At 68.2% G+C, this 22,213-nt stretch carries 12 protein-coding genes and 1 tRNA gene; 5 read left to right on the forward strand and 8 right to left on the reverse strand.

From position 1 onward, the window contains the following. Window positions 1-114: 114 nt before the first annotated feature. The gene (locus tag D1610_RS01820) at window positions 115-963 is read right to left on the reverse strand and encodes an N-formylglutamate amidohydrolase (RefSeq protein WP_118862412.1); all 849 of its coding nucleotides are present in this window, start codon (window positions 961-963) and stop codon (window positions 115-117) included. Window positions 964-1,067: 104 nt separating this feature from the next. On the opposite strand from D1610_RS01820, the gene cpdR reads away from it, so the two are divergent. Both cpdR and D1610_RS01830 read left to right on the forward strand, forming a co-directional pair. After that, complete coding sequence (gene cpdR / locus D1610_RS01825; RefSeq protein WP_118862413.1) at window positions 1,068-1,439, forward strand: cell cycle two-component system response regulator CpdR; 372 nt, start codon at window positions 1,068-1,070, stop codon at window positions 1,437-1,439. Between the two features lie 48 nt (window positions 1,440-1,487). After that, window positions 1,488-1,562, forward strand: a tRNA-Val gene (locus D1610_RS01830). A gap of 136 nt (window positions 1,563-1,698) precedes the next feature. Here the strand turns inward: D1610_RS01830 and D1610_RS01835 are convergent. Beyond that, entirely contained in the window at window positions 1,699-6,981 is a 5,283-nt protein-coding gene (locus D1610_RS01835; protein ID WP_118862414.1) for a beta strand repeat-containing protein, read from the reverse strand. Between the two features lie 245 nt (window positions 6,982-7,226). Between D1610_RS01835 and D1610_RS01840 the strand changes: the two genes are divergently transcribed. Both D1610_RS01840 and D1610_RS01845 read left to right on the forward strand, forming a co-directional pair. Beyond that, window positions 7,227-8,372: an aldose epimerase family protein gene (locus D1610_RS01840; protein WP_245941920.1), complete on the forward strand. Its 1,146-nt coding sequence runs from the start codon at window positions 7,227-7,229 to the stop codon at window positions 8,370-8,372. A gap of 19 nt (window positions 8,373-8,391) precedes the next feature. Next, the gene (locus tag D1610_RS01845; RefSeq protein WP_118862415.1) at window positions 8,392-10,200 is read left to right on the forward strand and encodes an IlvD/Edd family dehydratase; all 1,809 of its coding nucleotides are present in this window, start codon (window positions 8,392-8,394) and stop codon (window positions 10,198-10,200) included. A gap of 177 nt (window positions 10,201-10,377) precedes the next feature. Here D1610_RS01845 and D1610_RS01850 read toward each other — a convergent pair whose 3' ends face one another. Genes D1610_RS01850 through D1610_RS01875 form a run of 6 tightly spaced genes read right to left on the reverse strand, consistent with a single transcriptional unit; the run spans window position 10,378 to window position 19,125 of the window. Next, a complete protein-coding gene (locus tag D1610_RS01850; protein ID WP_118862416.1) occupies window positions 10,378-11,718 on the reverse strand; it encodes a glycoside hydrolase family 27 protein in 1,341 nt (446 codons plus the stop codon). Next, window positions 11,715-14,039 carry a glycoside hydrolase family 127 protein gene (locus D1610_RS01855; protein ID WP_118862417.1) on the reverse strand — a complete coding sequence of 775 codons (2,325 nt, stop codon included), beginning with the start codon at window positions 14,037-14,039 and terminating at the stop codon, window positions 11,715-11,717. The genes D1610_RS01850 and D1610_RS01855 overlap by 4 nt, the downstream gene beginning before the upstream one ends. Further along, window positions 14,036-15,562, reverse strand: a complete 1,527-nt coding sequence (locus D1610_RS01860; RefSeq protein ID WP_182466694.1) for an alpha-N-arabinofuranosidase — start codon at window positions 15,560-15,562, stop codon at window positions 14,036-14,038. Before D1610_RS01860 ends, D1610_RS01855 begins: the two co-directional genes overlap by 4 nt. A gap of 40 nt (window positions 15,563-15,602) precedes the next feature. Further along, window positions 15,603-16,517, reverse strand: coding sequence for a Gfo/Idh/MocA family protein (locus tag D1610_RS01865; protein ID WP_118862419.1), 915 nt, complete (start codon window positions 16,515-16,517; stop codon window positions 15,603-15,605). Next, a complete protein-coding gene (araD1, locus tag D1610_RS01870; RefSeq protein WP_281268937.1) occupies window positions 16,514-17,503 on the reverse strand; it encodes an AraD1 family protein in 990 nt (329 codons plus the stop codon). Before araD1 ends, D1610_RS01865 begins: the two co-directional genes overlap by 4 nt. Window positions 17,504-17,538: 35 nt before the next feature. Further along, window positions 17,539-19,125, reverse strand: a complete 1,587-nt coding sequence (locus D1610_RS01875; RefSeq protein ID WP_118862421.1) for an aldehyde dehydrogenase (NADP(+)) — start codon at window positions 19,123-19,125, stop codon at window positions 17,539-17,541. 254 nt (window positions 19,126-19,379) lie between these two features. Here D1610_RS01875 and D1610_RS01880 point away from each other — a divergent pair, with 254 nt between their 5' ends. Continuing rightward, window positions 19,380-22,208 (forward strand): TonB-dependent receptor, encoded by a 2,829-nt coding sequence (locus tag D1610_RS01880; protein WP_118862422.1) that lies wholly within the window; start codon window positions 19,380-19,382, stop codon window positions 22,206-22,208. The last annotated feature ends 5 nt before the right edge of the window (window positions 22,209-22,213 follow it).

Genomic DNA, 22,213 nt, shown 5'->3' on the forward strand with positions numbered 1-22,213 from the left:
ATTGGTGTCGTACGGCTCCGTGTCCCCCCTTTCGCGGGGTCGTATGATGCGCCTTCGGGCGTATCTCCTCCCTGAACCTTGGCCACCCCGTGTGCGTGCATACGGGGTGGTTTTTTATTCGGCGGCGATCGCCTGAGGCAGCGCCTCGTCGGTCAGGTCGGCGACGATCGCGCGGAGCAGCCGCACGGTGGCGTCGAAGCCGGGCCCCGGCCGGTCGAGCGCGGCGTCGAGGTAGAGCGATCGGTCGATCTCGAGTTGCAGGGCATGGACATTGCACTGCTGGCAGCCGTGCCGATCGAGCGTGTGCCCGCCCGGATAAGGGGCGTTGGCCGCGACGGTGAGGCCCGCCGCCCGCGCGCTCGCCTCGACCCGCGCCGACAGCCGCGCCGCGGCGGAGCGGCCGAATCTATCGCCGACGACGACCTGCGCGGCTCCGCGCCCGAGCGGCGGCATCGAATGGATGTCGAGCAGGATGGCGATGCCGAAGCGCCGATGCGCGGCGGCGAGCGCGCCGGCGATGGCGGCGTGGAAGGGGCGGTGATCGCGGCGGATGCGCTGCTCGACATCCTCAGCCTCCAGCCGCCGCGCCCAGATGTCACCGGTCGGGCCGGTGCGGCGCGGGATCAGGCCGAGGCCGCTCCTGACCTTGGCCGAGGACGACGGCGCGAGGCCGGGCTTCGCCCCCCGGTCGAGCAGCGGGTCGCGTTCGTTCTCGCCGCGGTTGAGATCGATCCAGGCGCGCGCATGCCTCGCGACGACGGTCCATTCGGATGCCCGCGCGGCGAGCGCCAGCGAATCGGCATGGCGATCCTCCAGCAGCAGCAGCCGATCGACCGGAACGCGCAGATTGGCCCGCATCGCCAGCGGATAGTCGCGGCCGGCATGGGGCACGGCGAGAATCACCGGCGACGCCGGATCGGGTCCGCCGAATATGTCGAAGGAAGGGGGCGGATCGGCCGGCATCGGGAGCGATGGTAGTGGGCCGGGGCGTTCGCCGCAAACGCGCGCGCCCTAGAAAATGTTAAGGGGTTGGCGCATAGTGGGCGGGTGTTGAGCAAGGGGTGGCGATGATCCGGATTCTGCTGGCCGAGGACGATTCGGCGATGCGCGAATATCTCGCGCGCGCGCTCGAGCGCTCGGGCTATCAGGTCAGCTCGGTCGGCTGCGGCACCGAGGCGATTCCGCTGCTCGAGGCCGAGCGATTCGACCTGCTGCTGACCGACATCGTCATGCCCGAGATGGACGGGATCGAGCTCGCCCAGCGCGCCGCCCAGATGGCGCCGGAGATGCAGGTGATGTTCATCACCGGCTTCGCGGCGGTGACGCTGAAGGCGGGGAAGGCGATGCCCGCCGCCAAGGTGCTGTCCAAGCCGTTCCACCTGCGCGATCTGGTGCTGGAGGTCGATCGCATGTTCGGGCGGATGAGCGCTTCGCTCTAGGGGCTTGCGCCCGTCCTGCTCTGCGGGTAACGACCCGCTTCCTCGTGTGGGCGTGTAGCTCAGTGGTAGAGCACTGTGTTGACATCGCAGGGGTCGCAAGTTCAATCCTTGCCACGCCCACCATTCAAAAACCCGCCAAGGCGTTCGCCGCGGCGGGTTTTTTATTGTCCAAAATGCGAGAACCCCCGCCAGCCGGCGGCTGGCGGGGGCACCCGGATCGCATGCCGCCAGGGGAGGCTGGCGACGCGCGATACGCGGATCAGAAGCGGATGCGCAGCCCCGCGCGCCCGCCGGCGCCCTCGATCGGCAGGCGTCCGGCGTCGTCGTCGTTGAACGACCGGATATAGCTGCCCTCGATGAAGCCGGAGACACCATTGGCCTGGCCGACCGACAGGCCCAGCAGCGCCTCGCCGTAATCGTCGGGACGCCCGTTGACATAGGTCAGCGTCTGGCCGCCGCTCCTGAAGGTCACGCCGTCCTCGCCCTGGAACTCGTGGACATAGTTGCCGCCGAGATAGAAGGCCGCCTTCGAGCCGAACATGTCGAGCTGACCGCCGATGCGGGCGCCGGCGCGGCCGCGCAGCCCGTCGTCCTCCTCGAAGGACACGTCGGTGCCGAACACGCCGAAATCGTCGAAATCGGTCTTCACATAGGAGATGCTCGCGGCGGGCTCTACGAAGAAGCTGTCGCTGCCAAAGCGGATTCCCGCCTCCGCACGCCCGCCATAGGCGTCTCCTTCGAACGACTGGCTGAAGCCCGCGCTCGGGCTGTCGACGTCCGCCCAGTAATAGTCGTACTTGCCCAGGGCGTTGAAGAAGAAGTTCCCCGAGCTGTAGCTGGCGTAGACGCCGGCGTTGGCGGCATCGAAGGTCACCCGATCGGCCGTGCCCGCGAAGTTCAGCGACGAGTTGATATAGCCGCCGGTGACGCCGAAGGCGAAGCCGCCCTGCTCACCCGATCCGCCGCCGATATCGAAGCCGAGCTGGCCACCGAAATAATCCTGCTCGAACCCGGTATCGGTGATGCGGCTCTGGCCGAAGGTGTCGAAGTCCCGGCCGCCCTGGCGCGTCTCGACCGATCCGTGGATCTGCATCCACAGCCTGGGCGAGGTCTCCCCGCCGCCATAGGCCCAGAGCGCATCGCGCCGCGCGCGAAGCTGGCCGGAGACGACGTCCGCCGATTTGAGCCACAGGTTGCGCGCGCCCTCGACATAGTTGAGCGTGCGGAACGCCGCGTCGCTGGGCCCGCCGGCCAGGCGGAAGCTGAAATCGTCCGGATTGTAGATCACCTCGTACCGGACGAAGCCCTGATCGAGGAAGCCGTTCTGCAGATCGAACGCATCCGCGTTGGACGCCGCGCCCGCCTGGACCAGGATGACATTGCCCGGATCGAACTGCGCTTGGCTGCCCGACAGCTGGGTCAGCAGGATGTCGGTGTTCCCCGACGCCGCGCCGCCCAGGATGAGGCGATCGTTGGTGCTGGTCGATCCGAACTGGGCGTCGAGACCCAGGCGGCTGTCGCCCGATCCGGCGAAGGCGCCTGGAAGCGTCAGCGTGTCGCCGGTCCGGCCGTTGCGCATGTCGATCAGGCCGCCGGTGTTGTTGAACGTCTCCAGCCCGGTGAAGGTGGGGGAGACCGCGGCGCTCGCGCCGCTGCCGACCAGCACCGTGCCGCTGTTGTTGAACACGTCCGTCCCTGCGCCGAAGTCCGGGTTGACCCCGACGACGAAGCTGCCGCTGTTGTTCACCGTGTCGGCCCCGCCGGTCAGCAGGATGTCCGAGGTCAGGCTGCCGCTGTTGTTGACCGTGATCGGTCCGCCAAGCGCGAGGACGGCGAAGCCGCCCGCATTGTCGGCGATCGTCCCGGCGTTGGTCAGCGTGCTCCCGTTGACCGACATGAGCGTGATCGAGTTGCCGTCCGAGGCCATCACCGATCCGCCGCTGCCGATGGTGACGGCCGCATTGTCGCCGCCGTCGACGAACACCGCGTCGGCATCGCCGCCGGTGGCGCGCGCCGCGCCGTTGATCGTGGCCGAGGCGTCGCCGGTGGCGGTGACCGCGACAGCGCGCGAGGCATCGCCCGAGGCGTTGACGTTGCGCACCGTGGCGCTGGCGTCGCCGTCGGTCGCGGTGACCGAAACCGCGTCGGCGACACCGCCGAACTCGGCGATGCCCGCCATGTCGATGGTGCCGGTCGATGTGACCGTGGCGTTCGCGCCGGACGCCAGGATGGCGGCGCGGCTGGTCGTCGTGTCGCCCGCATCGGCCGCGACGGTCGAGACGTTGTTCGCGGTCACCGTCACATCACCGGTGTCCGAGGTGGCGATGATGCCGCCGCCGCCGCGACCGGTCGCGTTGACGCTGCCCGTGGTGGTGACCGAGACGTCGCCGACATCGGAAGTCGCAACCAGCGCCGCGCTCGCGTCGCCGGTGGTGGTGACGCCGGCGCCCGATACGGTGACATCGCCGCCGGTGGACGACGCGTCGACCCCGCTCGCCAGCGTCGCCGCGCTCGTCACGGTGCCGAAGCTCACGTCCGCGCCGCCCTCTCCGGCGATCGCGAGGATGCCGAAGCCGCCCGACCCGTTGGTCACGGCGATATCCGCCGCATCGATCGAGACCGAGCCGAGCGCCGCCTGCGCGTAGATGCCGTCCGAGCCAGCGCCCGAGACCGAAATCGGGCCGCTGGCGCTTACCGAGACATTGCCCGAGCCGCTCGAAGCGTCGATCGCGGTGGCGTTGTCGCCGGTGGTGGTGACCGCGCCGGTGGCGACGGTCACGTCGCCCTCGCCGAAGGTCTGGGCGAACACGCCGCTCGCCGCGCCGCCTGCGGTCGAGATGTCGCCTGCGGTGACGTCGATCGTGCCGGTGCCGCCGGTGCGGGCGAAGATGCCGGTCGAGCTGGGAAGGAAGGGGAAGGACGGACCATCGACGCCGGTTGTCGTCACATTGCCGACATCGATCGCGATGTTGGTGTCCGTCGCCTGATCGACGCGCACGCCGCCCGAGAGCGAGCCGGCGGCCGAGATGTCGCCGAGCGTGATGTCGACATCGCCCGCGCTGGCGAACACGTCGACCGCATTGGCGTTGTCGCCTTCGGTCGAGACGTTGCCGCCGCCGGTGATCGTCACCCCATCGGTGGCGGTTACGTCGATGCCGGTCGCGTTGTCGCCGGTGGTGGTGACGTCGCCGGTCACTTCGACCATCGCCGCCTCGGTGGCGGTGACGGCAAGCGCGCGCGAATTGTCGCCCGACGTGTTGATGTCGTTGACCGAGACGTCCGCGGTTCCGTCGGTCGCGGTGACCGAAACCGCATCGGCGACCCCGCCGAACTCCGCCTCGCCAGCCATATCGACCGCGCCGGTGATATCGACGGTCGCGTTGGCGCCCGAGACGAGCACCGCCGCGCGGCTGGTGGTGGTGTCATCGGCATTGGCCGCGACGGTCGAGACATCGACCGCGCTCAGCGTCACGTCGCCCGTGCCGGAGGTGGCGACGATGCCGCTGCCGCCGCGCCCGCTGGAGGTGACCGCGCCGGTGGTGGCGACATCGACATTGCCGGAGGTGGAGGTGGCGAGAAGAGCGGCCGACGAAGCCCCGGTGGTGTCGATGTTGCCGCCGCTGACCGTGACGGTCCCATCGGTGGAGCTGGCGGTCACGCCCTCGGCGAAGGTGCCGGCGGTGCTGACATCGGTGAACGTCACGTCGACATCGCCGCTCGCCGACGTCGCCACGACGCCATCCGAATTGAAGCCGGCGGTCGAGACCGCATCGCCCGCCGCGACGGTGACGTTGCCGCCCGAACTCGCCGCGTTGATGCCGGCGGAGGTGTCGCCCGAGGTCGAGACCGCGCCGCCGGTGGTGACCGAAACGTTGCCGGTGCCGCTCGAGGCGTTCACGCCGGGCGCGTTGTTGCCCAGGGTGGTGACCGCGCCGGTGGAGACGGTGACATCGCCGCTGCCGAAGGTCGATGCGGCGACGCCGCTCGCCGCGCCGCCCGCGGTCGAGATGTCGCCTGCGGTGACGTCGATCGTTCCGGTGCCGCCGGTGCGGGCGAAGATGCCCGTGGAACTCGGCAGGAAGGAGAAGCTCGGGCCATCGGTGCCGGTGGTGGTGACGTTGCCGACATCGATCGCGATGTTGGTGTCCGTCGCCTGATCGACGCGAACGCCGCCCGAGAGCGAGCCGGCGGTCGAGATGTCGCCCAGTGTGATGTCGACATCGCCCGCCGAGGCGAACACGTCTACCGCGTTGGCGTTGTCGCCCTCGGTTGAGACATTGCCGCCGCCGGTGATCGTCACACCGCCGGGCGCGCGAACGAAGATGCCGCGGGCATTGTCGCCAGAGGTGGCGATGTCGCCGGTCTGGTCGATCGTCACCGCGCCGGTCGATGTGAAGATGCGCATCCCGTCGGCGTTGAGGCCGGACGTGGTGATGTCACCGCCGCTGATCGTCGCGGTCGGGGTGGGGCGGGGGCCGAAGAAGCCGCCAGCCGGGATCAGCACGCCGACGGCGTTGTCGCCGGTGGTGGTGATCGAATCGAAGCTGAGATCGACCGCCGTCGCGCCGGTGGCGACGATGCCGTCCGCGCCCGCGCCCGCGGTGGAGATCGTTCCGGCATCGACCATCACCATGCCGCCGGTGGTGCCCGTCGCGGTCACGCTGACGCCGTCCGCATCGGCGCCGCTGGTCGTGACGCTGTCCACGGTGACGCTGTTCAGGCCGTTGAAGCTTTCGGTGCGGATGCCGATGCCGCCCGCGCCGGTCGTGGTGATGTCGCCCGCATCGACGGTGACCGTCCCCGTGCCGCCGGTGGTGGCGAGGATGCCGTTCGCGCCCGGATTGATGAAGCCCGACGCCGCGCCGCTGGTGGTGATGCTGTCCGCCGTGATGTCGATATTGGCGAAGTCGCTGTTCGCCCGGATGCCGTTCGCGCCGGCGCCGGCGGTGGTGATTGTGCCGACATCGACGGTAATGTCGCCCAGATCGGTGCCGGCGTCGATTCCGTCGGCGCCGTCGCCGGTGGTCGAGATGTCGTTGGCGTTGACCGTCACCATGCCTTCGGACGAGCTCGCCAGGATGCCGCTGGCGTTGGCGCCGGTGGTGGCGATCTGATCGAGGGTGACCGACAGATCGCCATTGGTGGTCGCGACGAGCGCGCCATAGCCGCCGTCCGCGTCGGTGATGATCGACGTGTTGGCGCCGCCATCGACGGTCAGCGCCGCATCATCGGTGCCGCTGATCGCCAGGATGCCCGCGTTGAGGCTGCCCGAGGTGTCGATCTCGACGCCGTCTTCCAGCACGATCGTCAGGTCGTCGGGCGCGATGTAGAACAGGCCGTTGGGATAGGGGTTGCCGTCGGCATCGCACGTCACCGTGCCGCCGCCGGCCGGAGGAGCGCCGCATTCGTCCTGCGCCGATGCCGCTGTCGGGAGCGCAAACAGCGCGAGCGCGAGCGGCCCGGCGAGCGCGGTGCCGAGACGGAGATGACGGCGAGCGGAAGGGCGCCCGGAAACCGGGCGTGCGGAATGGATAGCAAGCATCAAGAACTCCCCTTTGGGCCCCTCCCCTCCCGAGGGGGGTTGAGTTCGGTTAAATGCGCCCTGCGGTGCGTTGTTCCAAAGCTGCGACGAAAAAAATCGCTACATACAATTCGTTACGACCTCGAATCGAGGCTGCGCGTCCATCGGGACCGTGTTTTTCGACCATTCCGGAGCAGCATCTGGATTGTTCAACGATCAGATTTATCTTGCAGCGAAGCGCAATCATTGCCATTTGTCTGAGTATAATGGAAGTGACCAACCTGCACGCCGAACGGGAACCGCGATCGGGGATGATCTCCAATTTGGGCACACCGGCATCTGTGGTCATCGCCGAACGCGCGCCTTTTGGCGTGCTCGCGGACGGCCGCCTGGTCGAGCGGGTGACGCTCGGCAACGGCCGGGGCACGCGCGCCACCATCATCACGCTCGGGGCGACGCTGCAGGCGCTGCATGTTGGGGACCGGGCGGGCGAGCTCGCCGACATCGTGCTGGGCTATGACACGGCCGCCGAATATCTGGCGCAGCCGCAATATTTCGGGGTGACCGTCGGCCGCTACGCCAATCGCATCGCGGGCGGCCGCTTCACGCTCGACGGCAGGGCCTATCAGCTTGAGACCAATCATGGCCCCAACCATCTGCACGGCGGTACGGCGGGCTTCGACACGCGGATCTGGACGATCCGCTCGGTCGAGAGCGGGTCCGAGGCCAGGGTGGTGATGGACTATGCCAGCGCCGACGGCGAGGGCGGCTATCCCGGCGCGCTGACCGCGACTGCGACCTATACGCTCAACGAGGCCGATGAGCTGACGATCGAACATCGCGCGACAACGGACGCGCCGACGATCGTCAACATCACCAACCACAGCTTCTTCAACCTGGCGGGCGCGGGCTCGGGCGATGTGATGGACCATCGGCTGACGCTCAACGCCGCCGCCTATACGCCCGTCGACGATACGCTGATCCCGACGGTCGCGCGCGCATCGGTTGCCGGCACGCCCTTCGATTTCCGCGAATCGACGCCCATCGGCGCGCGGATCCGCGACGGCGGCGACGCGCAGCTGAGGATCGGCCGCGGCTACGACCATAATTTCGTGATCGACGGCGAATACGGCGCGCTGCGGCCGGCCGCGAGGCTCGAGCATCCCGGTTCGGGGCGGGTGATGGACCTGCTGGTGACTGCGCCGGGCGTGCAATTCTATTCGGGCAATTTCCTCGACGGCGCCGTCGCCGGCAAGGGCGGCCGCATCTACCGCCAGGGCGACGGGCTGTGCTTGGAGCCGCAGACATTCCCCGACGCGCCCAACCGCGCCGATTTCCCTACCGCACGGCTCGATCCGGGGCAGGTCTATTCCAACCGGATGGTTCTGCGCTTTTCCGCCGCGCCCAATTGATCAGCAGGTCCTTTCCGCAATGACGACCGCCCCTTCCTCCGCCGAAGCGCGCAAGCTCAGATCGCGCGCCTGGTTCGACGATCCGGCCAATGCCGACATGACCGCGCTCTACCTGGAGCGCTACATGAATTTCGGCCTTGGGCTGGAGGAGCTGCAATCGGGCAAGCCGATCATCGGCATCGCGCAGACGGGCAGCGACCTTTCGCCCTGCAACCGGCATCACATCGTGCTGGCGGAGCGCGTGCGCGAGGGCATCCGCGAGGCGGGCGGGATCGCCATCGAGTTTCCGGTGCATCCCATCCAGGAGACCGGCAAGCGGCCGACCGCGGGGCTCGACCGCAACCTCGCCTATCTGGGGCTGGTCGAGCTGCTGTTCGGCTATCCGATCGACGGCACGGTGCTGACGATCGGCTGCGACAAGACCACGCCCGCCTGCCTGATGGCGGCGGCGACGGTGAACATCCCGGCGATCGCCTTGTCGGTGGGGCCGATGCTCAATGGCTGGCACAAGGGCGAGCGGACCGGCTCCGGCACCATCGTGTGGAAGGCGCGCGAGCTGCTCGCCGCTGGAGAGATCGATTACAAGGGCTTCATCAAGCTGGTGGCATCATCGGCCCCTTCGACCGGCTTCTGCAACACGATGGGCACGGCGACGACGATGAACTCGCTGACCGAGGCGCTGGGCATGTCGCTCCCCGGTTCGGCGGCGATCCCCGCGCCGTACCGCGACCGGCAAGAGTGTGCCTATCTGACCGGCAAGCAGATCGTCGAGATGGTCGCGGTCGATCGCAAGCCGTCCGACGTGATGACGCGCGCGGCGTTTCTCAATGCGATCCGGGTCAACTCGGCGATCGGCGGATCGACCAACGCGCCGATCCATCTGAACGCCATCGCGCGGCACATGGGTGTCGAGCTCACCATCGACGACTGGGAGGCGCACGGCCGCGACGTGCCGCTGCTGGTCAACCTCCAGCCCGCCGGCGAATATCTCGGCGAGGATTATTACCGCGCCGGCGGCGTGCCCGCAGTGCTCTCCGAACTCATCGGCCAGGGGCTGATCGACGAGAGCGCGCTGACGGCGAACGGCCGGACGATCGGCGACAACTGCCGCGATGCGGCAATCGAGGACGAGCGCGTCATCCGCCGCTTCGCCGATCCGATCCTGCCCGCCGCCGGCCTTTCGGTGCTGCGCGGCAATCTGTTCACATCGGCGATCATGAAATTGTCGGTGATCACGCCCGAGTTCCGCGAGCGCTATCTGAGCGATCCCGCCGATCCCGATGCGTTCGAAGGGCCGGTGGTGGTGTTCGACGGGCCCGAGGATTATCACGCGCGGATCGACGATCCCGCGCTCGGCATCGACGAGCGCACGCTCCTGATCATGCGCGGGGCGGGGCCGATCGGCTATCCCGGCGCGGCCGAAGTCGTCAACATGCGGCCGCCGGTGAACCTGATCAAGGCGGGCGTCCACGCGCTGCCCTGCATCGGCGACGGGCGGCAATCGGGGACGAGCGGCAGCCCCTCGATCTTGAACGCCTCGCCCGAGGCGGCGGCGGGCGGCGGGCTGGCGCTGCTCCGGACCGGCGACCGCGTGCGGATCGACCTCGGGAAGGGCGAGGCCAACATGCTGGTCGACGACGCCGAGCTGGCCGAGCGCCGCGCCGCGCTGGAGGCGGCCGGCGGCTACGCCTATCCGGCGTCGCAGACCCCCTGGCAGGAGATCCAGCGCGACACGATCGGCCAGGCGGAGACCGGCGCGGTGCTGGAAGGCGCGGTCAAGTACCGGAAGCTGGCGCAAACGGTCGGCGTGCCGCGGCACAACCACTGAACTTTACAGAGACCCGTTCGTGCTGAGTAAAGACCGAGTAGCGCGTCAGCGCGTATCGAGGGCTCATATCGAAGCACCGCGCCGGGCGTGTCCTTCGATACGCCATCTCGATACGCCGCTTGCGCGGCTACTCGACGGCTACTCAGGACGAACGGATCAAGCTAATGTCATCGCGCTCTAGGTGCGCGACAGCCGGTACAGCCCTGCGCCGTGCGGCAGCGTCGGCGCGAAACGATCGGCGAGGGTGCCGGCGTCGGCGTGCGCCCACAGATCGCGGATGCGCATTGGCCGGGTGAGGCCGAGCTCCCCGCGCGACACGCCGATCTCGGCCGGCGTGTCGCCGATATTGAACAGCGCGAGGTTGGTGTCGCCGGTGCGCTTGTCGCGCGAGGTCCAGACGACGCGCGCGCCGTCGCGCACGACCTGGCGCGAGGCGGTCGAATGCTGGTCCACCGCGATCAGCGCGTCATTGGCGAGGAGCGCGAGCGTCGCATCGTCGAGCGCGCGCAGATCGCCGCCCATGATCAGCGGCGACCGCGCGATCGCCCACAGGGTCATCAGCGTGCGCTGCTCGTCGGGGGTGAAGCGCGTGCGCCGCTCGCCCAGCACGAGCAGCCCCAGCGGCAGCATGTCGGCATCGGGCCACGCGCCTTCGCGGATATGCGGCGCCCAGTCGGCGAGCCGCTTGAACTGAGACAGCAGCAACGGCCATTCGTCCCAGAAATCGTCGCTCACCCGCCACATATTCGCATGATCGGCGACGTGCGCCGCGGCGCTGAGCGGGGTCTCGCCGGGCGAGAGGCTGAGGATCATCGGCCGGCCCGACGCGTCGATCGCGCGGCGCACCGCCTCGATCTCGGGCTCGTTGCGATGATAGGGGCGGCTCAGATCGTCGACCTTGACGAAGTCGACGTCCCACGAGGCGATCAGGCGGAACACGCTGTCATAATAGGCCTGCGCGCCGGGCCTGGTCATGTCGACGCCGTACATGTCGCCGTTCCACGGGCAGATATTGACGCGGTCGGCGATGTCGCCGCAGCGATGCGGCGTGCCCAGGATCGGCAGGTTGCGATCGGCGGCGAGGCGCGGCACCCCGCGCATCAGGTGGATGCCGAATTTCATGCCGAGGCCGTGGATATGATCGGCGAGCGGCTTGAACCCCTTGCCGCCCGCGGCCGAGGGAAAGCGGTTGGGCGCGGGCAGCAGCCGGCCGTTGGCGTCCATCGCCAGCTCCACGCCGACGCGATATTGGTAGCCCGTCGCGCCCGGCTCGTACCACTGGATGTCGACGGTGAAGACGTCATAGCCGTGCGGCAGCAGCTTCTCGGCCATCACCGCGGCGTTGGCGCGCGCCTGTTCCTCGGTGATCGTCGTGGCGAAGCTGTCCCAGCTGTTCCAGCCCATCGGCGGCCTGGGGGCGAGCGTGCGGAACGCCGTATCGGGCGCCTTGGTCCGCGCCTGCGCCGCGATCGGGGCGGCGGCGATGGCGGCGAGAGCCGAACGGCGGGAAATGGTCATTTGGCGGCGGCCTCCAGCGTCCGCACTTCGTAGATGAAGGCGTCGGTTCCCCGCGTTTCGAAGCGGATGCGGACGGTCTTCCTGCCGCGCGTCAGTTCGGGCGGAATCGGATAGTCGACGCCGACGAAGCGCTTCTCCGGCGGCGTCGCGCGGCGTTCGGAGGCGAGCAGGACACCGCCGACCGAGATGTCGAAACGCTTGTTCGTCTCCTCGCCCCAATAGAGCACGCGCAGCACGACGGGGCCGTCGCGCACGGCCATGTCGAACTCCAGCCAATTGCCCTCGCCCCAGGGCAGCTGGCGCGCGCTGCGTCCGGCGAAGGAGAACAGGTCGCTGTGGTTGGACGCATAGTCATGGTCGCGCTCGGGCTGCATCTCGCCCAGGTTGATCCGGTCGATCGTGCGCGCCTCTAGCGCCGCCTGCGCGCGCTGCGCGGCGGTGAAGGCGGCCTCCTCGCGCGCCCATTGCTCCTGGGTGAAGCGCGGAAAATAGACCGCGGTGCGGCGGTCGTACTGCGCGAAGAAGGGAACGAGCGAGAGGGGTGCCGGCTTCGCGTCGGGCACCGCGAAGCGATGCGCCGCGGCGTCCACCGCCCGCGCGCGGCCGAGCGTGTCCCCGGTGACGAGCGCGGGCGGCAGGCTCTCGAATGGGTCGCTCGCCGGGCCGAGATCGGCGGCGAGCACGACGGGGCCGTGAGCGAAAGCGATCATGTCGGGATCGTCGGGCGTCGGCTCGACGCGGAGCGTCATCGGCAGGGTCAACGTCACGCGGTCACCCTTGCGCCACGCGCGGTCGATCACGGCATATCCGCCGCGCCGTTCGTACTCTGCCGCTTCGCCGTTCACCGCCAGCGCCGGGCGCTCGCACCAGCCGGGCAGTCGGATCGCGAGCGCGCGGTCGAGCGCATCGACCGTGAGCGTCACCGTCTCGGAGAAGGGATAGTTCGTGTCGAGCGCGACGCGGTTGCCTTGCCAGTCGAGCGCGGAGGGGATGAACAGGTTCACATAGAGCGCGGCGTCGTCGTGCCACCAGATCGAATCGCCGTGCTTGGCATGGCTTTCCAGCCCCGATCCGACGCAGCACCAGAAGCTGTCCTCGGGCGTCGAATAGGTCCGTCGCGCGCCGGCGCTGAGTGGCATGAAATAGACGAACATCCCCGTTTCGGGATGCTGGTGCGCCATGATGTGGTTGAGGTGGGTGCGCTCGTAGAAATCGAAATGCGCGGCGTCGGGCCGCCAGCCATAGAGGTGCCGGGTCAGCTTCAGCATGTTGTAGCTGTTGCACGCCTCGCAGGTGCGCTCGGTGATCGCGGCGGCGATCACGCCGGGCTCGCGGAAATGCTCGCGCTCCGAATTGCCGCCGATGACATAGCTGTGGCGCTCCACCACCGTGTCGCGGAAGAAGCGCGCGGCGGCGGCGTGGTTGGGATCGCCGGTCAGCTCGTGCAGGCGGGCAAGGCCGATCAGCTTGGGGATTTGCGTGTTGGCGTGGAGGCCGGGCAGGATGTTGCGGCCGGCGGCGAGCGGATCGAGGATCTTGCGGTCGCGGATACGCTCGGCGAGGCGAAGCCAGCGCGGATCGCGGGTCAGCGCGTGGGTTTCGGCATAGCTCTCGTTCAGCCCGCCATATTCGGCGGCGAGCAGCTTCTGCATCGCCGCATCGTCCAGGCCTTCGAGGATCGTCGCGAGATAGCCGGCCATGCCCAGCATCACCGGCCGCGCCTCGGCGATCCCGCCATGGCGCTCGGCGTCGATCAGCCCGGCATGGACCTTGTGCCAGGTATAGAGCGGCACCCAGCCGCCGTTGATGTCGAAGCCGCCGGTGCGGATATCGCCCTTGCGGATTTCCTCGAACACGATCTTGCCGTCGATCACCTCACCGTCGCGCTCGACGGTGGTGCCGCCGATATAGCCGTCCCCGTGCGCGGCCTGGATGCGGGCGAGCTCGGCGACGATCGCGCGGACCCGGTCGCGCGCCGCCGTGTCGCCGGTCTGCGCGAACATCAGCGAGCAGGCGGTCAGATAATGGCCCAGCGTGTGGCCGGCGATGCCGCGCGCCTCCCACCCGCCATAGCGTTCGCCCTTGGGCGCGAGGCCGGCGCTCGCATGGAAATTGTGCAGCAGGCGATCGGGCGAGAGCGCCAGCAGCGTCCTGCGGTTGGTCTCGACCGCGTCGGCGTAGATGGACGGCTTCAGCCGCACCGCACCCAGCGGAACCGGACGGACCTTGATCCGCCCGGCATCCACCCCGATCCGCGCCCAGCCCGGTGCGGCCAGCGCGCAGACGCTGGCCGAAACGAGGAAGGCGCGCCGCGAGATCACGGCGTGACCTTGACCACCGCGATCGCCTTGGCCGGCAGGTCGAACGCCAGCTTGCCGCCCGTGCTGGTCGCCGAATAGGGGACGGGGCGCACCGCGTTCGGATTGTCGAACGTGTTGTGCGCATCCATCGCTTGCGCGGTGAGCAGGCGGCCGCTGGCGCTGCCGCTGAGGTTGGTCGTCACCCGCGCCGCCCGGTTGGGGTCGAGGTTGGTGAGCGACAGCCACAGCCCGCCGTCGGTCGCGCGCGCCGCCGACACGTCGACCATCGGCAGGTCGATCCCGCCCGAGGTGTAGCGCGCCTTCGACACCGTCGCCGGATAGGGCGTGGCGCCCTGGAACGGCACGTACATGTCGAACAGGTGATAGGTGGGCGTCAGCACCATCTTCTCCTTGTCCGTCAGGATCATCGCCTGAAGGACGTTGACCATCTGCGCGATGGCGGCCTGCTTCACCCGATCGGTATGGCGGTGGAAGATGTTGAGCGTCAGCGCGGCGACATGCGCGTCGCGCAGGGAGTTCTGCTGATAGAGGAAGCCGGGGGTCGATCCGGGTTCCTGTTCGTACCAGGTGCCCCATTCGTCGACGAACAGCCCGACGCGCTTTTCGGGATCGTATTTGTCCATGATCGCGCTGTGCTTGCTGACCAGCTCCTCCATGCGGAGCGCGTTCTTGAAGACCGAGGCCCATTGCGGCTCGGCGAAGCCCGTCGCCTTGCCCTTCTCCTCCCAGCTGGTGGTAAAGGTGTAGTGGTGCAGGCTGAGGCCGTCCATCTGGCGGCGGGCGCGGTCCATCAGCACTTCGGTGAACCTGTAGTCGTCCACGTTCGCGCCGGTGGCGATCTTCTTCATCCCCATCTCGCGCGGGGCCTTGACGAAGGTCTGATAGCGCTTGTGGAGATCGGCCGAATATTCGGGGCGCATGTTGCCGCCGCAGCCCCAGCTTTCGTTGCCGACGCCGAAATATTTGATCTTCCAGGGCTTGTCGCGGCCGTTCTTGCGGCGTTCGTTGGCCAAGGACGACTGGCTGTCGGAGGTCATGTACTCGACCCAGCGGCCCATCTCGAGCGGGTCCATCGACCCCATATTGCCCGCGACATAGGCCTCCGCGCCGATCAGCTCGACGAAGTTCAGGAATTCGTGGGTGCCGAACGCGTTGTCCTCGGTGACGCCGCCCCAATGGGTGTTGACCCTGACCGGCCGCTTGTCGCGGGGGCCGATGCCGTCGCGCCAGTCATATTCGTCGGCGAAGCAGCCGCCCGGCCAGCGGACCGACGGCACGCGGATTTTCTTGAGCGCCGCCACGACATCGTTGCGATAGCCGTTGGTGTTGGGGATCTTCGACTTCTCGCCGACCCACACGCCTTCGTAGATGCCGCGGCCGAGATGCTCGGCGAACTGGCCGTAGATGTCGCGTTCGATCACCGGGCCGGGCCTGGATGTGTCGACATTGACGGTCACCGCGACGGGCGATTGCTGTGCGGCGGCGGGCAACGCCAGTGACAGCGCGGCGGCGGCGCCGATCATGCGGGTCAACAGTTTCACGTTTCTCTCCCCATTTTGGTGTCTATTCCTCGAACGGGCCGACTTCGACGCGGCGGCCGAGCAGATAGGCGTCGGCGACATGCGCGAAGGGCGTCAGGTCGGCATCGCTTGCGCGGGTGCTCAGGCATTCGGCGAAGCGGCGGTAGAGCCGGGCATATTCCGCCTCGTCGCCGACATCCTGCGCGACGCCGTCCACCGCCATTTTCGATGCGCCCATCGACAGTTGCAGATGACCGTCATCGGTCTCGACATCGATGTCCCAGCTTTGCGGGCCGCGCTGGTCGAAGTCGAACTCGACCGCGACCGGCACGCCGCCGCTGTCAAAGGACAATCTGGCGGCGATCGGCGCGTCGCGGTTGGAGGGGAAGCGCAGCTCCGCCGTCTCCATCAAGAGCGGGCGCGGCAGGATTCGGGTGATCACCGACAGCGCGTTGATGCCGGGATCGAACACGCCGATGCCCGGCTCCCAGATCCATGCCTGGCCCGGATGCCAGACGCGGACGTCCTCCTTCCAATTGACCTCGACGCGGCGGATGTTGCGCCCGGCGAGCCACGCCCGCGCCGGCTCGACCGCCGCGGCCTCGCGCGAATGCCAGGTGACGTGGAGCACACGGCCGGCCCCCGCGACCGCGCGGACGATCGCCTGCGCTTCGCTGAGCGTCGCCGCGGGCGGCTTCTCGATCATCACGTCAAGCCCGTGGGCGACCGCCTGCTCGACCAGCGCCAGCCGCCCGCGCGGCGGCGTGCAGATCGAGATCGCCTGCACGTCGGGCACCGCCCGCATCATCTCGGCGACGGTGCGGAAGCCCGGCACGCCTTCGGGCGGCCGATGCCCGGTGACCGCGGCGACCAGCTCGAAATCGGGGTTAGCGGCGATATGCGGGACGTGCTGGTCGCGCGCGATCTTGCCGATCCCGGCGAGCGCGATGCGAGTCACAGCGGCAGCACCCTGGCGGAGGCGGGCGCCGCGCGCGTCAGCCGATTGCGGAGCGGCAGCGTGAAGGGCGCGGCCGACACCTCGAACAGGTCGCCCTCGCGCGTCTCGATCCCGTCGGCAAAGGACAAGGTCGCGGTGCCGAAGAAATGGACGTGGATATCGCCCGGCCGGCGGAACAGCGCGTATTTGAAGTGGTGGTGCTCGAGATTGGCGATGCTGTGCGACATGTTCGCCTCGCCCGACAGGAAGGGCATTTCCCACAGCGTCTCGCCGTCGCGCACGATCCGGCTGGTGCCGCGCACGTCATTGGGCAAGTCCCCGACGAGCAGCTCCGCACCCAGCGCGGCGGGGCGCAGCTTCGAATGCGCCAGCCAGAGGTAATTGCCCTTCTCGACGATATGGTCGGAGAATTCGTTGGCGAGCGCGAAGCCCAGCCGCCGCGGCGTGCCGCCGTCATCGATGATGTAGATGCCGGCGATCTCCGGCTCCTCGCTGCCGTCCAGCGCGAAATCGGGCGAGACGAGCGGATCGCCGGGCCCCGCCAGACACGATCCGTCGCCCTTGTAGAACCATTCGGGCTGGACGCCTTCGCCGCCGTTCGCGGGCTTTCCGCCTTCGACGCCCATCTGGAACATGCGCATCGAATCGGTGACCGCGGCGCCGGCCGCCGCCTGGTGCATCTTGTTGCGCCCCTCGGCCGAGCCGAGATGGGTGAGGCCGGTGCCGGTCATGTAGAGATGCGCCGGATCGGGATGATCGATCGGCGCGAGCAGGCGGCCGTCGCGCTCGGCCGCGGCAAGGTCGACGGCATCGCCCGCGCGCGCCCGGGCCGCGTCGGCCAGCGAGCGGCCTTCGGCCAGCGCAGCGAGCGCGAGCGCGTGTACGCTCTCGACCCCCGCGACAGCGGTCGCGACGCCGCCACCGTCCAGCGCGGCGACCGTGCGCCCGCCCTGGGCATTGCGCAGTTGAACCAGACGTATCGTCATTATCCTCCCCTTCGAACCCGGCCTTTGACCGGTGCTCAGCGCGTGTGTTTCCCATCGAGCCGGTGCGGCAGGCCGGCCTGTCCGCCGTCGCGAAGCACCGGCGGCAACAGGCTGTCCGGAAAATCCTGGTAGCAGACCGGCCGCAGGAAACGGTCGATGGCGAGCGTGCCGACCGAGGTGCTACGCCCGTCCGACGTCGCCGGATAGGGGCCGCCATGGACCATGGCGTGGCTCACCTCGACCCCGGTCGGCCAGCCATTGGCGAGGATGCGCCCGGCCTTGGTTTCGAGCGCCGGCAGCAGCCCGGCGACCATCGGCTCGTCCTCGGCGGTGAAGTGCAGGGTCGCGGTCAGCTGGCCTTCCAATCCCTCGACGACGCGCGCCAGCGTCGCCGCGTCGCGGCAGCGGACGAGCACCGATGAGGCGCCGAACACCTCCTGCGCGATATCGTGATCGCCCTCGAAATCCTCCGCCGAGATGCTGAACAGCGCCGCCCGGCCGTGGTGCGGTCCTTCGCCGGCCAGCCCGCGCGCGACGGTGGTGACGCGCGGATGCGCGGCGAGCGCCTCGACGCCCTGGCCGAACGCCTGATGGATGCCGGGGGTGAGCATCACCCCGGCGGGCGCCTGGCCGAGCGCCTCCGCCGCCGCGGCGGTGAAGCGATCGAGCGCGGGGCTGTCGATCGCCAGGACCAGCCCGGGATTGGTGCAGAATTGCCCCACGCCCATGGTCAGCGACGCGACATAGCCCGCGCCCAGCGCCTCGGCGCGCGCCTCGAGCGCATGCGGCATCAGCAGGACGGGATTGATCGCGCTCATCTCGGCATAGACCGGGATCGGCGCCGGCCGCTCGGCCGCGATGCGCATCAGCGCGGTGCCGCCGCCGCGCGATCCGGTGAAGCCCACTGCGGCGATGCGCGGATCGGCGACGAGCGCGCCGCCCAGCTCGTTCGACGCGCCGTTGAGCAGCGAGAAGACGCCTTCGGGCAGGCCCGCCGCGGCGACCGCGCCGGCAATCGCGCGAGCGACCAGCTCGGAGGTGCCGGGATGCGCCGGATGGCCCTTGACCACCACCGGGCAGCCCGCGGCGAGCGCCGAGGCGGTGTCGCCGCCCGCCACCGAGAAGGCGAGCGGGAAGTTGGACGCGCCGAACACCGCGACGGGGCCCAGCGGCACCTTGCGCAGGCGAAGGTCGGGGCGCGGCAGCGGCTGGCGATCGGGCATCGCCGGATCGATGCGGATGCTCAGCCAGCCGCCGTCGCGCACCTCGGCGGCGAACAGACGGAGCTGGCCGACGGTGCGCGCGCGCTCGCCGGTCAGCCGGGCGATCGGCAGCCCCGATTCGATATGGGCGCGATCGAGCAACGCATCGCCCAGGCCCATGATATTGTCGGCGATCGCCTCCAGAAAGCGCGCGCGCGTTTCGAGGTCGGTCGCGGCGTAAGCGGGAAAGGCCGCCGCGGCGAGCGCGCAGGCGCGCTTCACCTCGTCCGCCCCGGCGGCGCTGAAATCGGGCTCCAGCAGGTCGCCTGTCGCCGGATCGACCGCGCGGAACAGCCTGGATGTGCGCGCACGGCTCTGGCCGATGAACAAATCGCCGGTAATCGTCACTCGTCTCTCCATGAATAACTCAGACATATATACCTTATCGGTGCGGATCAATCCCATGCGGATACCCGCTGCGGCCGCCTGCGGCGAACGCCGATGGCCCTGTTCAACAGAATCAGCCGAATAGCTGCCGGTTCCCGACCTCGAATTTTCAAATGTCTGCGTAATGCGCACAAAGCGCTTGCATGCCACCGCCGCCGCCGTTAGCTTTTTGTCTGAGTAAATAAGATGGCGGCCTTCGGGACCGCTCGGGGAGAAGGGGACGGACGATGACCAGGAAGGTGGCAATTCTGTCTGCGGCGTCGATGGCCGCATTGGTGCTTGGAAGCGCGCAGGCGGCGGCGCAGACGGCGGATCAGGCGGCCGCGCAGGAGGCCCCGCCCCAAAGCCAGTCCGCCGAGGACGAGATCATCGTCACCGGCGTGCGCGCGAGCATCATCCAGGGCCTGGAGAACAAGCGCGAGTCCACCCAGGTTCTCGAATCGGTGGTCGCCGAGGATATCGGCAAGCTCCCCGACAATAACGTGATCGAGGCGCTGCAGCGCGTGACCGGCGTGCAGGTCACCAACCGCGGCGGCGGCGAGGCGGCCGGCATCTCGATCCGCGGTCTGACCGATCCGCTCACGACGATGAACGGGCGCAACATCTTCACCGCGTCTGGCAGGGCCTTCGCGCTGCAGGACATTCCGGCGAACCTGGTCAGGCGCATCGACGTGTACAAGACGCGCGCCGCGGAGCAGATCGAGACCGGAATCGCCGGGCAGATCGATGTGTTCACCAGGCGGCCGTTCGATTTCGACGGCTTCGCGATCTCCGGCGTCGCGCGCGGCATCTACAACGAGACCGCCGACACCTTCAATCCGAACGTCAGCGCGCTCGTCAGCGACCGCTGGGAGACCGGCATCGGCGACGTCGGCGTACTGGTCAACGCGAGCTATTCCAGGACCGACTGGCGCGAGATGAGCGTGACCTCCGGCGCGATGGTGCCGTTCGTCACCGAAAATCCACCGCCCGGCTTCACCCCGCTTCAGCGCGTCTTTCCCGAAACCGGCGCTTGGGTGCCGGGGCTCGAGCGCGGGCTTCCGACCGCGCCCGGATCGACCTTCATGCTAAACGGCGTGGAAACAGAATATTATCTGTCGCGCGACGCAGTGTTCAGCCCTGATGTGACCGGAGAACGCGAGCGCCCGGCCGTCAACGCCGCCATCCAGTGGTCGCCCAATTCCAGTTCGACCTACACCGCCGAGTTCTTCTGGAACGGGTTCCGTCAGACCACGTTCAACAGCCTGTTCTTCAGCTTCGTCGATTGGTGGGGCGATCTGGGGCCTGACCCGGCTTCGACCTTCGAGTTGATCGACGGAACCAACATCATAAAGTCGCGGACGGTGGGGAGCGTCTACGGCTTCAACAGCGGCGATCTGCTCAAAAGCAGCACCGATACCTTCGTCTATGCGCTGAACGGGCAGTGGGAGGTGGGCGACAATGCGAAGATCAGCGCCGACCTGTCGTACCAGAACAGCGAATATAACGAAGAGTTCATGGCGATGCGCATCGAGCGCGTCGCGGAGGAGATCAGCGTCGATTTCAACGCCGGCGGCGGCATCCCGGCCTATAACTTCAACGACAATGCGCTGCTGACCGATCCGTCGCAATGGACCGTCGCCCAGTTCTACGACAACGCCGCGCGAAGGAAGGGCGATGCGCTAACGCTGCATCTGGACGGGGTCAAGGAATTCGACGGCGGCGGCTTCTTCCGCCAGGTCAAGGCGGGCATCCGCATCGACGATCGCGGCGCGATGGATTCGGTGCGCACCCAGGACGCGCCCGTGCTGGGGCAGCGGCTGAACACGCTCGATCCAGGGCTTCAGTACCTGAACGAAGGCTTCTTCAACGGCCGCGCCAATGTGCCCGTGTCATGGGTCAACGCCAACGGCCATTACATCTACGACCATGCCGACGAGATCCGCGAGCTCTACAGATCGACGGTCGACCCGGACATTCTGCTGAGCGACGAACTGACGCTGACCGACGTGTTCGACATCAACGAGGTGTCGATGGCGGCCTATATCCAGGCCGATGCGGAGATGTCGCTGTTCGGCCGGCCGCTCCTGATCCAGGGCGGCTTGCGCTATGTCGATGTCGATACCGATCTGACCTTCACCGATCGGATCACCCTGGAATCGATCTCCACCTCACAGGTCACCGACCGGCTGCTGCCCAGCGTCACGCTGCGCTACGAGGTGACGCCCAATCTGCGCCTGCGGTTCAACTATGGCGAGACGCTGCGGCGGCCGAACTTCGCCGATCTCAATCCCTTCTTCAACCTGACCGGCGATCTGACCGGCATCGGCCGCGGCAGCGGCACCGCCGGCAATCCGAACCTGCAGCCGACCATCGCCAAGAATTACGACCTGACGGCGGAATGGTATTTCGAGCGCGACAGCGCGATCTACGGCACGCTGTTCCGCCGCGAGATCGAAGGGCTGGTGGTGCCGATCACGTCGGTCATCACCTTCCCCGACGATCCGCTGGGAGAAGGCACGACGACGTTCGGCGTCGTCCGGCCGGAGAACGCCTCCAACGGCGTGCTCGAGGGCGTCGAGCTGGGCTTCGTCTATTTCCCCGGCTATCTGCCCGGCTTCCTCGATGGCCTGGGCGCGCAGGGCAGCCTCACCATTCTCGATTCGAGCCAGAATATCCCCCTGACCGACAGCGCCGGCAACGTGACCGGCCAGACCGAATCCGCCTTCTTCGGCGTGTCCGACCTGTCGTACAACGTCACGCTGGCCTATGACCGCGCCGGGCTGGGGCTCAGGCTCTCCTATGTGTGGCGCAAGAACTTCCTCAACAACAACGAGGCGCGGCTGTTCGCCAATCCGATCGGCGTGTGGCGCCGGCCGGAAAAAAGCCTGGATTTCCAGCTGACCTACAATATCACCGAACGGCTGGGCGCAACCTTCGACGCGGTGAACATCACCAACGAGATGCAGCAGAACTATTACCGCTTCGCCGAAACGGGCGGACCCGACACGCACAATCTGGGCACGACGCTGCTGCCGCGCACCTTCGCGCTCGGCCTGCGCTACACCTTCGATTGAGGCCG

Source organism: Sphingomonas gilva (assembly GCF_003515075.1).
GTDB classification, from domain to species: Bacteria; Pseudomonadota; Alphaproteobacteria; order Sphingomonadales; family Sphingomonadaceae; genus Sphingomonas; species Sphingomonas gilva.